This is a genomic window from Bacteroidota bacterium, from assembly GCA_017303905.1.
GTDB lineage: Bacteria > Bacteroidota > Bacteroidia > B-17B0 > Aurantibacillaceae > JAHEYG01.
On record JAFLBH010000005.1, the window covers coordinates 68,742 to 81,320 of the forward strand.

Consider the following 12,579-nt stretch of genomic DNA (forward strand, 5'->3'; position numbering starts at 1 on the left):
ATATTATTCCCTAGTTAGGAAATCACTCATAATTTGATATACTTCCTTGGGTCGATCGTACCACATGAATAGCCGGGTATCAGGAACAGTGTTTGTTTGTATTAATGAGTTACCGGAAGACTTGGCCTTTTCCCATGGAAACTGGAAATAATATTTAAGATACTGCTTAGCAGAAGCTCTATTACAAGAAATTGTGTCTTTTGGATCTGCATCAAGGATACCTTTAAAATCAGGTATTAATATCAGCGTAGGAACCTTAATATTTTGATATATGTTCGCGTCATCATATGCTCCCCATTCGATCATATACCGAATAAGGATCTGCATTGGAATATTTGCAATGCTTTTAAATAATTGATTTCCGGTGAGGCTATCCTTACAATAATCATTTGCTGTCCACATAAACGAATCCCATGTTTTCTCTGTTACAGTTTTAAACCACTTTGGAGCCATAAAAGTTTCGGTTATCATAGAACGCTGCTTGGCAGACATTTTATACTCCTTTTCCCAATCATATTCTGTTTGAGACTTGTTTTTAGGCATCGCATAATACCTATACGGTGATCCCGATAAGATGACAATTTTGCTTATTTTATCAGGATAGTCCGATGCAAGTTTTAGCGCTACGTGTGTTGCATTTATAAAATGAGCGATAACGACGGGCTTATTGAGTTTTTCTTTTGAAATGAGTTTCAAGATACCATCAACAATTCCGTAAGTCCAAGCCATAGAAGCATACTTCACAGAAGTATCCGGCATGTTAGGCGCTTTAGTTTTTCCGAAACCGGCAGGTGTAACGAAATAGACCGTGAACTCTTTTTTATAATTGCTAATGATTCCGCTGTATTCATTATCACTGAAACCCATGCCGGCGACTATTATCATAGGCTTTTTACCTTTACCATATTTTTTTACAGAACCTAGCTCACCGATTTTACAGCTTTTATACCCTTTTGGATGAACCAGATTATTAAGAGTTGGATCTTGATAAGATGGATTAGTTTGTGAAAAGAGATTAGTGGCAATAAAAAGAAATACAGAGACCAATAGAGATGAATGTGTCATTGATTTTGATTGAACTATAAAGTTAAGGAGTAGAAGAATTGAAAGCTTAACTGTATGACGAAATGACTTTGTCACAAAATAATTTATTCAGAGGAATAAGAGTCTAACTTTAATGTATAAAAGTAAAGCGTTGTAACTTGACCAATTCTTGGTAACGCTGAATAATTGCACTGAAATTAATTATTTAAATTAATCATTACATGAAAGCTAAATCTATTTTTCGTTTTTTTGCCCTATTAGTTGGGGCAATTATTTCACCTATTAATTTGTCAGGCCAGCTTGCGCCAATTTGGAGTCAAAGTGTTGACCCAACTGCATCTGATGATGAAGCAACGGCAATTACAAGTAATAGTAATGCCATATTTGTTGCCGGCTTTGACTATTCTGCATCGAACAGCAATTGGAGAATAGAAAAAAGAGACTTGACAACTGGTAACTATATTCCAACTTTTGGAACAGGTGGTGTTGTATTTACTAATCCTACCTCCAGTGATGATTTTGCAAAAGGAATTACACATGACCAAAATGCAATTTATGTTACCGGAATAGAAAATCAATGTTTCGGATGCGATTCGAAGTGGCACATACAAAAAAGAGATTTGAATACCGGTGGGATTATATGGTTTCAGATTAGTAACCCAAGCATAAATCCGGATGGATCAAATGCTATTGCGGTAGACACAAGTGGAGTTTATATTGTTGGAACAGTTGGAATCTCATTTTTAAATTGGGCGTGGCGCGTTGAAAAAAGAGACTTGACCACAGGTTCACTTATATGGGGACATACATGGGATATAAGCCCGTTAGGCGACACGCCTTACTCTATTACACTCGATTCGTCAGGCTTGTATGTTGCAGGCGCTGATTATTTAGCAGGAAACGCACAATGGAGGATAGAAAAAAGAAATTTGATTACCGGATCGCAAATTTGGACCCATACAGTTAATCCAAGCTCATTGGATGATGTTGCTAAATCTGTTGTTTGTGACAGTTCAGGAATATACATTGGGGGTTATGACATAAATGTATCAGGAGATTCACAATGGCGAATAGAAAAACGAAATCTTTCATCAGGTCTTCCAATAAATAGTTTTGGATCAGGTGGAGTGATTATAAGTAATATTAGCAGTGGTTTAGATGAAATAAACGGGATGACCATAGATACAAGTGGAATTTATGCTGCCGGGATTGACAATACTCCCGGTAACGCTGAATGGAGAGTTGAAAAGCGAGATCTCTATACCGGAGCCCTTACTTGTAGCGTAACCTCAGATCCAAGTCCTAATGATGATAAAGCTTTTGCAACTATTGTTGATGGTAGTGGAGTTTATGTAGCGGGCATGAAATATATTTCGTTTGGTGATAATGAATGGAGAATTGAAAAATACAGTAACTCATGCAGTATTGCAACCAATATAAAAGAAATTAGTGCTAAGGCTAAACTAAGGATCTTTCCTAATCCTGCCGCTAATTATATTGAAATTGATAATTCAGAAAACAAGAGTGTTCAGATATTTGATGCGCAGGGAAAACTTATTCTTGAAAAATCTATGATGAATACAAATACGATTGATATTAGCGGCTTACAAAGCGGAATTCATTTTGTACGACACAAGGAGTTGAATGTGGTGCAGTCGTTTTTGAAAGAGTAGGCTTTGGACTTGTGGGTATATAGAGGGAATCAAGTTTAATTTAACAAATTAGTGAATATTAGAAGAGTAGTTCCGAAACAGTTAAAGGTTCAAGTCAACTAGAGATTCTTATCCAAAAACTGATTTGTAATCGTAGCGGTTTTACTCAGTTGTTCATTCGGAGATTCCTTGACAACTCCAAATAAACGTAGTAAAGACATTAAAAGATGGCTCTTGGTAAGCGCACCGTCACTAAAATTGTAATGGTTTGCAGTAGGATATTCTGTAATAAAAAGTAAAGAATCGTTTGAATGACTTTGAATAAACTGAATATCTGATCTTATTTTAATGTTCAAAGGATTAGTGTCATCACTTTTGGAATGCTCAGAGAAAATAAACATCGTCGGTTTTGACAAGCCGTTGTTTACTATTGATGGAGTTAGAAGACCATCGATATTAATAGCGGTTTTACAGCGAGAGTCATTCTGACAAAACTGTAAAGCTACAGCTCCGCCCAGAGAATGACCTATCATTGCAACTTTGTTTAAATCCATACGACCAGACCATTCATGGATACTGCTCTTTTTGCTTAAACTATCAAGATAATCAAGAGTTATAGAAGAAACAGAAGTCCATTCGTTAACTAATCTTGGGATCAAGGTATGATAAAGCTCTAAAGTTTCCGTATACACTTCCGGATTATTCCTATTTGGCCTTTTGACTACGCTGTCATTTTCATATATGTATAATCTACTTAAAAGCGGAGCATCAATTCCCACGACAATGTACCCATGGCTTGCCCAGTTTTCACATAAAGTGGAATACTCCGGAGCCAAAGTTGCCAAGCCACCTCTAAAAAGGATAATGGGATATTTTTCTTTTACATCAGAAATGGGAGAAGAAGATAAACTATGAGGGTGAACTTTTGATAAATCGCGATTTATGAGATTTGACAGAAAGAATTTGTGCTGATTTAAAGCATTCATCCAGTTTGCAGGTAAATAACTAGCATTTGGTACAGAAGATATGGAAGACGGGTACCAAACCCATGCAAATGACTCTCTAATGATGGCATACTGGTACTTATTACTCTTAATTCTAAGTTCAGAACGACCAACCGGAAATACGCCTGTTGGTTTTGGTAACTCAGTTGAGAAGTTATGCTCTATAAACAGCGAAATGACAAAGATTAAAAAAGCAAGAGCAAAAAACTTGAGAACTCTGAACACATATAATTTTATTTTTTGAATCATGAATGACAGACTACATTTGATCGACTATATATTGAGAACAGGTTTTTCAATAACCAAGATAATTCAATTAAACGAGCACTCTAGATTAAAGTGATGAACGTCCTTAATCAAAAAACAGAGTTATCACACTAGAAATAGGGTCAAAACCAATGTCCAATTCCTTTCCGGTTGTTAAAACAGCTTTGATTCGTTATCGAAAAACAGGCATCAATGAATCTATTGAGCTTCCCGAACAAATTCGCCAGCAGAAGATTTTTCTTTATCAAATTTATTAAAGAGTATATCCATTTCCATACTAATACGCTTTGGTAATACTTTGCCGTAGATCTGAGTTGTACGAATTGAGGCGTGACCTAACATTCCTTTAAGTGCATCGAAAGTGATCCCATTTTGAATACAAACTGTAGTAGCGAAAGTGTGACGCGCTAAATGATGAGTAAGATTTTTATTTACTCCAGCGATTACTGCAATTTCTTTCAAGTAAGAATTGAAACGCTGATTAGTGAGCATTGGTAAGAGGGTTCCGAACTGTTTTACTTTCGGATGTTCTTTGTAGGAGTTTACAATTTCAACCGCCTTTGGCAAAAGAGGAATTTGTGATTTTACATCAGTTTTCTGACGGTGAATTGTAATCCACAACCTGCCATCGATACCTTTATTGAGATGTTCTTGTTTCAAATTGTAAGCATCAGCAAATGCTAGACCTGTGTAACATGAGAAAATAAACATATCTCTTACTGCGCGTAGGCTTTCATTTTCAATTTCTTTGTTTTCAATTGCGAACAATTCTTCCTCTGTTAAGAACCCGCGATCCTTACGAATGAATGTTGGTTTGAATTTGATAAACGGATCTTGTTTCAACCATTCGTTTTTTATTGCCATTGTAACAATCTTGCGAAAACGCTCAATGTGTTTCATTACAGTATTATTGGAACAAGGTCTTTGATTTTCACCGGGAACATGATTACGAAGAAACATCTCAAAATCGGTAAGGAATTTATAATTGAGTTGGCGTAAATAAATATCACTTGTTTTTAGCTTTACTGACAGGAACTCCTTTACATATTTCTGCGTAGTGTAATAGTTTTTTGCAGTACCCCAGGCAAGAGTATCTTTCATATTATCGTTATGATACTGGATGATTTTAAGTAGGGTGTGCTCTTTATCATCTTTGCCCAGAAAAGCGTTTTTTACGGCTTCTGCTGTGATCAAAGTTTGATTGAGTTGCATACCTCGGTAGATTTCAAATATTCGCGCTCGGAGCTGATTAATGTACATGTTGAGGTCTTTTGAAGATTGATCATTAAGCATAATCATTTCCTTATGCTTATTCCATTTTTCCACTTGAATTCTTTGCTTCAAAGAAATTTCAGCGCGAATTCCATCGACTGAAATTCTTACAACTAACGGAGCGCAGCCATCCACCTCCTTATGTTTTTTCAAGTAGAATAATACACCAAAAGAGTTACCTGTTTTCATATAGTTTTTGTTTAAGTTTTTAAAGAGTGGAGGTCCCGGATTTGCTCGGAATCACCAGTTTTTTAAAGCGTATTAAACAAGTTTAAAATGAATGAAAATCCTTGTTATCAGATAGTTTCATTGATTTTGGGACCTCTAAGGTATTTTTTGAAAAGGTCACCGAAAAGGTATCGATTGGAGATGATGCGGATAGGTTTGATATGATGCGGAAAAAAAGAAAAACCCGCAGAACCATTGATTCTGCGGGCTTCTTTCCGGTACCGAATCATTATGATTCGGCGTGTGTCGGGGTGGCCAGATTCGAACTGACGACCTCCTCGTCCCAAACGAGGCGCGATACCGGGCTACGCTACACCCCGAACTCCTCAAAAAAAATTTGAGAGTGCAAATATAGCATTTTTTAATAATGTCAAAAAAAAATACCAATTCTTTATGTAATTATCAGGAAATAGAGGTTTTGCAGGTAGTTCGCTTTGAAAAAACAGGCATTATTTATTCTTCCAACGCTCTAAATTGGGAATTCCGGCAGTGAAAAATCCCGCAAACAATCCTAAAAAGCCACCTTTTTCCTTCAACTTAGCTTTTACAAACGCTTGCATTTCCTGAGCGGAAACATCAGGCTGTAAAAATTTTCCGTTTTCATAACAGTAACTGCAATACATTTTACTTTTAGTTCCGTCAGCATTGGAACCTCCACCCTTAGGATCTTTATTTAGTGGCATACTGCAACTCTGACACATTTTATATTCTTTTTCCATACTTAATATTATTAGTTTGTTTAAATTTAAATCTAATTCTTCTTAATAAATTATACTTTTTTAAACAGATGGTAAAATTTACGGCAATACTCGAAAAATTTGGCAAAAAAGGAGAGAAGACTGGTTGGACCTATATTGACATTCCATCAGAAATTGCCAATAAAATCAAACCTGATACAAAAAAATCGTTTCGTGTAAAAGGTAAGTTAGACACATTCCCTATTAAAAGCGTGAGTCTTGTTCCAATGGGCGAAGGAGATTATATCATGGCTATCAATGCCGATATGCGTAAGGGATTGAAAAAAATAAAAGGCGAAAAAATTACCGTACAAATAGAAGAAGATAAAGAAGAATTAAAAATTTCATCCGATTTTTTGGATTGTTTAAAAGAAGAAAAAGAAGCTAAAGCATTCTTCGATAAATTACCTAAATCGCACCAAAACTATTACAGCAAATGGATTGAAAGTGCGAAAACAGAAGCCACCAAAGCTAAACGTATAGCTCAAAGCATTAACGGTTTTAAAATGAAAATGAATTATCCTGAAATGATCCGTTATTATAAGTCGCAAAAGCAAAATGACTAAAGCCTAATTCTGTTAATTTTGCCTGACGTATCTCTGCAAAAGTTAACTTTGCGCTTTTATGTCTGAAAACGCTCCCAATTTTAATTTCACGCCTTATCAAAAATTCATGGTCGCTATTTTGGCAATCATGCAATTTACAGTTGTATTAGATTTTATGGTTCTTTCTCCTCTCGGAGCTTTATTGCTCGAGAAATTAAACATCAACACACAACAATTTGGCTTGGTTGTTTCGGCTTATGCTTTTAGCGCAGGTGCTTCCGGATTATTAGCTGCAGGCTTTGCCGATAAATTCGATCGCAAAAAATTATTATTGTTTTTTTATACGGGATTTATCATTGGCACATTTTTATGTGGCATTGCTCCCAATTACGAATTTTTATTAATGGCGCGTATTGTAACCGGCTTGTTTGGTGGCGTAATTTCCTCTATAGGATTTGCGATTATTACCGACTTATTTGTGATGCAACAAAGAGGCCGCGTGATGGGCTTTGTACAAATGTCGTTTGCAGGAAGTCAGGTGTTAGGTATTCCTGTTGGGTTATACTTTGCTAATAAACTCGGCTGGCATTCACCCTTCATCATTATTGTTGGATTAAGCATTCTTGTAGCTTTAGTGATTTTGATAAAAATGAAACCCATTAACGCACATCTCGAAACAAAATCAAACACAACAGCCTTCCAACATCTCACAAAAATTTTTACAAATGGCGGTTACATCAAAGCCTTTGGCGCTACAGTATTGTTGGCAACAGGAGGTTTTATGCTAATGCCATTCGCCAGCGCATTTAGTGTAAACAATCTCGGATTAAAAATAGACGATCTTCCTATGCTATATATGTTCACCGGATTGTTTTCAATGGCTGTTGGTCCTTTAGCCGGAAAATTGAGTGATAAAACCAGTAAGATAAGTGTCTTTTTTGGAGGCTCTGTACTCACCATGATTGTTGTATCCATTTACTGTAACTTAGGAATTACTCCATTTTGGTTGGTTTTACTGCTAAACATTTTATTATTTGCAGGTGTTTTATCCAGAGTTGTGCCGGCGCAAGCACTCATGACCGCGGTTCCGGAGCCACAAGACAGAGGCGCATTTATGAGCGTTAATTCATCGATACAGCAAATTTCGGGAGGCGTTGCCTCTGCCGTTGCGGGAATGATTGTAGTGCAAACCGAAGGAAAAGCCATAGAAAACTACAATGTTTTAGGTTATGTAGTGATCGTGAGTATGATCATCACACTCATTATGATGAATAACATTAATAGCTTTATTCAAAGAAAACAGGCTTAAGTCTGAGCCACCCCCTTTTATTTGTTAAGACATCCGATTTTCCATCCTTCATTCAGGATTTTTTTTATTTTTGTTAAACTTAAATTTATTACATGAAAAAAATCTACACGTTAATTTTTGGGGTTCTTTTAATTAACACAGCTGTTAAGGCTCAAATAACTTTAACTAAAGCTGCAAATGAACCTGTAATCGGTGATGTTGATAATCGCCAAGCCATGGATACAGTTAATGCTATTCCAAACAATTCCGGGCCAGGACAAGTTTGGGATTTCAGCACATTAACTACAGGTACTGCAGCGGCCGTTGCGAATACCTATACAACTCCATCATCCGTACCGGGAGGAACTGCGCATCCAACTGCAACCATTGCACAAACTGATGGTACCAGTCCGCGTTTTTATAAATCTACCGCTACAACATTTGAAATGCTTGGCATGGCAGCATCGAGTGTAGTTTTAACATACACAAATACAGGTGTTGTTGCAAACTGGCCAATCACTTACAACTACGCCAACAACGACCCCATTGCAGGTACTCTTTCATCATCTTTCGGCAATGGTACTTTCTCAGGAAACGCTGTAGTTACTGCTCCGGGAACCGGTACACTTTTACTACCGGGAAGAACGTATAATAATGTTTTACAATTGGTGTCATATATGAACATAAACGCAACCATTCCCGGCACGTTACTTCCGATTCCAATTACTGCAACTTTAAACATTACTAATTACCAGTACTATGATGCCAGTCAAAAATTTCCATTATTAACAGTTACTATATCAAGACTTAATTCATTAGCTGGTAACCAAGTTACAACTACAATTGATGTAAACAATAATATTTACGCAGGAATTAATGAATACAATTTAGATAACTCATTAGTGATCTATCCGAACCCGGCTTCTAATAATATCACTATTCATTTAAACAATTCCAATAGTGCCAAAGTTGAGATCATTAATCAATTCGGACAAGTAGTAAAGACTGTAAACATCGAGAGTAAGAATGACAACATCAATATCTCTGACTTGAGCAGTGGCGTTTACTTTGTCAAAACTCTTTCTGAAAATAAATCATCCGTAAAAAAATTAATCAAGGATTAATCCTTGATTAATTTTTCAAATCAAAAACAACTAAAAACCAAAATACACATGAAAAAAATCTACTTATCTATTTTAGCAGGTGCATTCGCAATAACAGCTAATGCACAGTTAACTTTAACTAAAGCTTTTAACGAGCCTACTATCGGAAACGTTAACACTCAAAAAGGTTATGACTCAACCGGTGTTATTCCTAAAGCTACTGGTGCAGGACAAAACTGGAACTTCTCTACTTTAACAACCAACACCGTAACTGAAGTAACAACATTTACTACTGTTGCTTCTACACCAAGTGCTGCCTTATTCCCAACTGCAACTATTGTTGAAGATGACGGAAGCGGACAATACACCTACTGGCGTGCTACTACTTCAAATTATGAATTATTAGGATTTGCTGATGGTGCAGGTAACGCTGTTACTTTTACTAACTCTGCTATTGCTGCAGTTTGGCCTGTTGCTTTTGGATACAATAATACAGATGCTTATGCAGGAAGTGGGTCGTTAAGCACCTTAACTGGTCCTGCTACCGGAACTATCACAACTACTGCACCAGGTTCAGGTACCGTTACTTTACCGGGAAGCTTGGTATTCAGTAACTGTTTACAAGTAAGTACTGTAAACCGATTAAATATGGTTTTAGGTACTGCTCCTTTAGCATTTACAGTAGATGTTGTAGGAACAAGCTACAGCTATTACCATAATACGCAAAAATTCCCTTTAATTGAAGTGAATTACGAGAGACAAACAATTAACTCCATTAGCGGTCCAAGTGTTACAACTTCTGCAAACATTCGCATCAATAATGCAGTATTAACCGGAATTAATGATGTAAACATCGATGCACTTAACTACAATGTGTATCCAAATCCGGCAACTGATTTAGTAAACATCGATTTAACTAATGCAAATTCTGAAAATGTTTCTATTGAAGTAATCAATGCAATAGGTCAAACTGTTAAATCTGTTGACTTAGGTACTGCTATCGAAGTAAAACATGCATTAAATACTGCTGATTTACCTGCAGGCATGTATCATATTAAAACTTCAATTGGTGAGAACTCACACACCAAGAAGTTAATTATCAAATAAACTGTTAAAGTTTAATTTAAACCCCAATCCGCAAGATTGGGGTTTTTTATTTGCCCCTGCTGTTGTACCTTTACACGCATTATGAAAAATAAAAAGTGGTTGCTCCTGCTCATCGTTTTGTTCCCTTCTGTGTTTTGGGTTATTTTAGAAACAAGCACCATCAATTCAAAAAAGTTACCTCATTACGGTCCTAAACAGTTTAACGGACACGATACCGATTATTATTCTTTAGGAACTCTTTCTTTTCCTACAGTTTCTTCAAACGGAATAAATACTAAACTGTACGACACAGTACAGTATCCGATTATTGCCGTTACATTTATTCGTGAGCGTTATGTAAATGAAAATTACAGACTGGAAGGTTTACTGGATTATACCATGCATAAACGTGAGGACATTGATAAAATTCCTTTTTTAATTATCTATCCGAAAACCATCGATACCATCGCGACGCCAACCTTTAATTTACGCGATAGTTTAAAAATTCAATTACCAAACGTGGAACAATGCTTTTGGAATGTGAAATCTTATGACAGTTTAAACGTAACCTTCTTTAAAGAAAAACCAATCTATATTGATTATAGTTTTATTGTGTTATTAGATAAAAAAAGAAACATTAGAGGCTATTACGACGGAAGATATTCCGCGGAAGTTAAACGCTTATTAGCGGAATACAAACACCTTCGTATTAAAGAAGAGAAAAAATTAATGATTCAGGAAAATGAAATTAAAAATGAAGCATCGCATTAATTACTTTTTAGCATTGATTGTTTTATTTACTGCCTGTACCGAAACCAAAGAAACACCGGAACAAGCGCATCTACTTTTACCTGTTTTCGGAGAAAAGAAACACGGCGGACAAAACAGCCGGGATACGATTTACCATACTGTCGGCGAGTTCACACTCATTAATCAAAATAAAGACAGCATCAGCGAAAAGATAACCAACAATAAGATTTATGTGGCGGATTTTTTCTTCGCAACCTGTCAGAGTATTTGTCCGCAAATGAGTACGCAATTAATCCGCGTTCAAAATGAATTTAAGGATGATAAAGATTTTTTGATTTTATCTCATACTGTTAATCCCGGACATGATACCGCTGAAGTTTTATTTGCCTACGCGGGAAAATACCAGGCGATTCCCGGAAAATGGCATTTTTTAACCGGCAGTAAAAAAACAATTTATGACTTAGCGCGTCACGATTATTTAGTGAATGCTTTGGAAGATGATGGAACACCGGAAGGATTTTTACACAGCGAATTATTTTTACTAATCGACAAACAAAAACGTATTCGCGGTATGTATGACGGTACCGACAGTGTGCAGGTAAATAAATTAATTGCTGATATTAAAATTCTGAAAACGGAAGACAGCCACGAATCGCACTAATTTTACCAAAGTAATTCGCTTCATGAACCACTTCTGCCTTTCCCGTGGTGATTTTTACTTCCCGCTGAAAGCGCAGATTTTCGCAGATTGTACATCAGCATTTATCGCTTACTTCTTTAACCAAACAACCTCCGTGTTCTCTGTTTCTCCGTGGTGATTTTTACTTCCCGCTGAAAGCGCAGATTTTCGCAGATTGTACATCAGCGTTTATCGCTTACTTCTTTAACCAAACAACCTCCGTGTTCTCCGTTTCTCCGTGGTGTTTTTTACTTCCCGCAGAGTACGCAGACTTTCGCAGATTATTAATTAGTGGTTATTCGTGTGATTAGTGGCTACTAACCATGCATGGTTTCTTTTTTGCTGTAATTACGAATCACTTCCGCTTCATAATCCAACCATTGTTGCCAACGTTTGTTTACGTCTTCCACCGCATTTCCGTATTGGCGGGCGAAACCTAAAAATGTGGTATAATGATTCGCTTCACTAATCATCAATTCGCGGTAAAAACTTCTTAAATCTTCGTCATTAATTTGTTCCGACAAAATCCGGAAACGCTCACAACTTCTTGCCTCCACCATAGCCGCAAACAACAAACGATCAATGAGAACGATATCGCGTTTATAACCCTTGCGCATGAACTTATACAAATCATTCACGTAATCATCTTTTCGTTCCATTCCCAATTTAAATCCGCGTTGCTTAATTTTTTCATGCACCATTTCAAAATGCGTGAGTTCCTCCTTTGAAATACTCAGCATGGTATCCACTAAATCCGTATGCTCCGGCCAACCTACAACAATAGAAATGGCATTGCTCGCTGCCTTTTGTTCGCACCAGGCATGATCGGTGAGAATTTCACTGATATTACTCTCTACTAATTTTATCCAGCGATGATCGGTTTCTAATTTTAATCCAAGCATGATTCTATTTCTAGTTACATGT

12 protein-coding genes and 1 tRNA gene are annotated in these 12,579 nt (G+C 36.6%); 7 read left to right on the forward strand and 6 right to left on the reverse strand.

Annotated elements, in window-relative coordinates:
• Positions 1-3: 3 nt before the first annotated feature.
• The gene (locus J0L69_15605; GenBank protein ID MBN8694620.1) at positions 4-1,047 is read right to left on the reverse strand and encodes an alpha/beta hydrolase; all 1,044 of its coding nucleotides are present in this window, start codon (positions 1,045-1,047) and stop codon (positions 4-6) included.
• A gap of 218 nt (positions 1,048-1,265) precedes the next feature.
• On the opposite strand from J0L69_15605, the gene J0L69_15610 reads away from it, so the two are divergent.
• Positions 1,266-2,717, forward strand: coding sequence for a T9SS type A sorting domain-containing protein (locus J0L69_15610; protein ID MBN8694621.1), 1,452 nt, complete (start codon positions 1,266-1,268; stop codon positions 2,715-2,717).
• Positions 2,718-2,815: 98 nt separating this feature from the next.
• Here J0L69_15610 and J0L69_15615 read toward each other — a convergent pair whose 3' ends face one another.
• The 4 genes from J0L69_15615 to J0L69_15630 all read right to left on the reverse strand — a co-directional run bounded on the left by J0L69_15615 (position 2,816) and on the right by J0L69_15630 (position 6,186).
• Positions 2,816-3,949: a hypothetical protein gene (locus J0L69_15615; protein ID MBN8694622.1), complete on the reverse strand. Its 1,134-nt coding sequence runs from the start codon at positions 3,947-3,949 to the stop codon at positions 2,816-2,818.
• Positions 3,950-4,165: 216 nt separating this feature from the next.
• Positions 4,166-5,428 (reverse strand): site-specific integrase, encoded by a 1,263-nt coding sequence (locus J0L69_15620; GenBank protein ID MBN8694623.1) that lies wholly within the window; start codon positions 5,426-5,428, stop codon positions 4,166-4,168.
• Positions 5,429-5,713: 285 nt separating this feature from the next.
• A tRNA-Pro gene (locus J0L69_15625) sits at positions 5,714-5,787 on the reverse strand.
• A 129-nt stretch (positions 5,788-5,916) separates the two neighbouring features.
• On the reverse strand, positions 5,917-6,186 hold the full coding sequence (locus J0L69_15630; protein MBN8694624.1) for a zinc ribbon domain-containing protein: 270 nt from the start codon (positions 6,184-6,186) through the stop codon (positions 5,917-5,919).
• Between the two features lie 68 nt (positions 6,187-6,254).
• Between J0L69_15630 and J0L69_15635 the strand changes: the two genes are divergently transcribed.
• The 6 genes from J0L69_15635 to J0L69_15660 all read left to right on the forward strand — a co-directional run bounded on the left by J0L69_15635 (position 6,255) and on the right by J0L69_15660 (position 11,637).
• Positions 6,255-6,770 carry a DUF1905 domain-containing protein gene (locus J0L69_15635; GenBank protein ID MBN8694625.1) on the forward strand — a complete coding sequence of 172 codons (516 nt, stop codon included), beginning with the start codon at positions 6,255-6,257 and terminating at the stop codon, positions 6,768-6,770.
• 58 nt (positions 6,771-6,828) lie between these two features.
• Complete coding sequence (locus J0L69_15640) at positions 6,829-8,058, forward strand: MFS transporter (protein MBN8694626.1); 1,230 nt, start codon at positions 6,829-6,831, stop codon at positions 8,056-8,058.
• Positions 8,059-8,150: 92 nt separating this feature from the next.
• Positions 8,151-9,161, forward strand: a complete 1,011-nt coding sequence (locus J0L69_15645) for a T9SS type A sorting domain-containing protein (GenBank protein MBN8694627.1) — start codon at positions 8,151-8,153, stop codon at positions 9,159-9,161.
• Between the two features lie 48 nt (positions 9,162-9,209).
• A complete protein-coding gene (locus tag J0L69_15650; protein ID MBN8694628.1) occupies positions 9,210-10,247 on the forward strand; it encodes a T9SS type A sorting domain-containing protein in 1,038 nt (345 codons plus the stop codon).
• An 81-nt stretch (positions 10,248-10,328) separates the two neighbouring features.
• Positions 10,329-10,997 (forward strand): hypothetical protein, encoded by a 669-nt coding sequence (locus J0L69_15655; GenBank protein ID MBN8694629.1) that lies wholly within the window; start codon positions 10,329-10,331, stop codon positions 10,995-10,997.
• Positions 10,981-11,637, forward strand: a complete 657-nt coding sequence (locus J0L69_15660) for an SCO family protein (GenBank protein ID MBN8694630.1) — start codon at positions 10,981-10,983, stop codon at positions 11,635-11,637. The genes J0L69_15655 and J0L69_15660 overlap by 17 nt, the downstream gene beginning before the upstream one ends.
• 335 nt (positions 11,638-11,972) lie before the next feature.
• Here J0L69_15660 and J0L69_15665 read toward each other — a convergent pair whose 3' ends face one another.
• Positions 11,973-12,557: a tRNA-(ms[2]io[6]A)-hydroxylase gene (locus J0L69_15665; GenBank protein ID MBN8694631.1), complete on the reverse strand. Its 585-nt coding sequence runs from the start codon at positions 12,555-12,557 to the stop codon at positions 11,973-11,975.
• Between the last annotated feature and the right edge of the window lie 22 nt (positions 12,558-12,579).

Excerpts from the sequence above, each read along its gene's own strand:
- J0L69_15650 (MBN8694628.1), top strand. The coding sequence starts at position 9,210 with ATGAAAAAAATCTACTTATCTATTTTAGCAGGTGCATTCGCAATAACA.
- J0L69_15635 (MBN8694625.1), top strand. The coding sequence starts at position 6,255 with ATGGTAAAATTTACGGCAATACTCGAAAAATTTGGCAAAAAAGGAGAG.
- J0L69_15610 (MBN8694621.1), top strand. The coding sequence starts at position 1,266 with ATGAAAGCTAAATCTATTTTTCGTTTTTTTGCCCTATTAGTTGGGGCA.
- J0L69_15665 (MBN8694631.1), bottom strand. The coding sequence starts at position 12,557 with ATGCTTGGATTAAAATTAGAAACCGATCATCGCTGGATAAAATTAGTA.
- J0L69_15620 (MBN8694623.1), bottom strand. The coding sequence starts at position 5,428 with ATGAAAACAGGTAACTCTTTTGGTGTATTATTCTACTTGAAAAAACAT.
- J0L69_15655 (MBN8694629.1), top strand. The coding sequence starts at position 10,329 with ATGAAAAATAAAAAGTGGTTGCTCCTGCTCATCGTTTTGTTCCCTTCT.
- J0L69_15615 (MBN8694622.1), bottom strand. The coding sequence starts at position 3,949 with ATGATTCAAAAAATAAAATTATATGTGTTCAGAGTTCTCAAGTTTTTT.
- J0L69_15660 (MBN8694630.1), top strand. The coding sequence starts at position 10,981 with ATGAAGCATCGCATTAATTACTTTTTAGCATTGATTGTTTTATTTACT.
- J0L69_15640 (MBN8694626.1), top strand. The coding sequence starts at position 6,829 with ATGTCTGAAAACGCTCCCAATTTTAATTTCACGCCTTATCAAAAATTC.
- J0L69_15645 (MBN8694627.1), top strand. The coding sequence starts at position 8,151 with ATGAAAAAAATCTACACGTTAATTTTTGGGGTTCTTTTAATTAACACA.
- J0L69_15630 (MBN8694624.1), bottom strand. The coding sequence starts at position 6,186 with ATGGAAAAAGAATATAAAATGTGTCAGAGTTGCAGTATGCCACTAAAT.